Below are 1,641 nucleotides of genomic sequence, written 5' to 3' on the forward strand. Positions count from 1 at the left end.
GTTAAGTTAGAAAGGGCGCACGGTGGATGCCTTGGCACTAGGAGCCGATGAAGGACGGGATTAACACCGATATGCTTTGGGGAGCTGTAAGTAAGCTTTGATCCAGAGATTTCCGAATGGGGAAACCCTCTATCCGTAATGGGATAGAATCTTTACCTGAATACATAGGGTACTGAAGGCAGACCCGGGGAACTGAAACATCTAAGTACCCGGAGGAAGAGAAAGCAAACGCGATTCCCTGAGTAGCGGCGAGCGAAACGGGATTAGCCCAAACCAAGAGGCTTGCCTCTTGGGGTTGTAGGACACTCTATATGGAGTTACAAAGGAACGGGGTAGACGAATCGATCTGGAAAGGTCAGTCGTAGAAGGTAAAAACCCTGTAGTCGAAACTTCGTTCCCTCTTGAGTGTATCCTGAGTACGGCGGGACACGAGAAATCCCGTCGGAAGCAGGGAGGACCATCTCCCAAGGCTAAATACTCCCTAGTGACCGATAGTGAACCAGTACCGTGAGGGAAAGGTGAAAAGCACCCCGGAAGGGGAGTGAAATAGATCCTGAAACCGTGTGCCTACAAGTAGTTAGAGCCCATTTATGGGTGATAGCGTGCCTTTTGTAGAATGAACCGGCGAGTTACGATTACATGCGAGGTTAAGTTGAAGAGACGGAGCCGCAGCGAAAGCGAGTCTGAATAGGGCGAAATAGTATGTGGTTGTAGACCCGAAACCAGGTGATCTACCCATGTCCAGGGTGAAGTCCAGGTAACACTGGATGGAGGCCCGAACCCACGCACGTTGAAAAGTGCGGGGATGAGGTGTGGGTAGCGGAGAAATTCCAATCGAACTTGGAGATAGCTGGTTCTCTCCGAAATAGCTTTAGGGCTAGCCTCAAGATTTAGAGTATTGGAGGTAGAGCACTGTTTGGACTAGGGGCCCCCATCGGGTTACCGAATTCAGACAAACTCCGAATGCCAAATACTTATTCTTGGGAGTCAGACTACGAGTGATAAGATCCGTGGTCAAGAGGGAAACAGCCCAGACCACCAGCTAAGGTCCCAAAGTATACGTTAAGTGGAAAAGGATGTGGAGTTGCTTAGACAACCAGGATGTTGGCTTAGAAGCAGCCACCATTTAAAGAGTGCGTAATAGCTCACTGGTCGAGTGACTCTGCGCCGAAAATGTACCGGGGCTAAACGTATCACCGAAGCTGTGGATTGACATCTATGATGTCAGTGGTAGGAGAGCGTTCTAAGGGCGTTGAAGCTAGACCGTAAGGACTGGTGGAGCGCTTAGAAGTGAGAATGCCGGTATGAGTAGCGAAAGATGAGTGAGAATCTCATCCACCGAATGCCTAAGGTTTCCTGAGGAAGGCTCGTCCGCTCAGGGTTAGTCGGGACCTAAGCCGAGGCTGAAAAGCGTAGGCGATGGACAACAGGTTGATATTCCTGTACCACCTTTAAATCGTTTGAGCAATGGGGGGACGCAGGAGGATAGGGTAAGCGTGCTGTTGGATTAGCACGTCCAAGCAGTTAGGCTGGTAATGAGGCAAATCCCATTACCACATAAGCGGAGCTGTGACGGCGAGGGAAATATAGTACCGAAGTTCCTGATTCCACACTGCCAAGAAAAGCCTCTAGCGAGATTTA

Annotated in this window: 1 rRNA gene; it reads left to right on the forward strand. The window is 50.0% G+C overall.

From position 1 onward, the window contains the following. Nucleotides 1–1,641 (forward strand): 23S ribosomal RNA (locus BCI01S_RS24415); the annotation flags it as partial.

It is taken from the genome of Niallia circulans NBRC 13626, assembly GCF_001591585.1.
In the GTDB taxonomy this organism is placed as follows: domain Bacteria; phylum Bacillota; class Bacilli; order Bacillales; family Cytobacillaceae; genus Niallia; species Niallia circulans.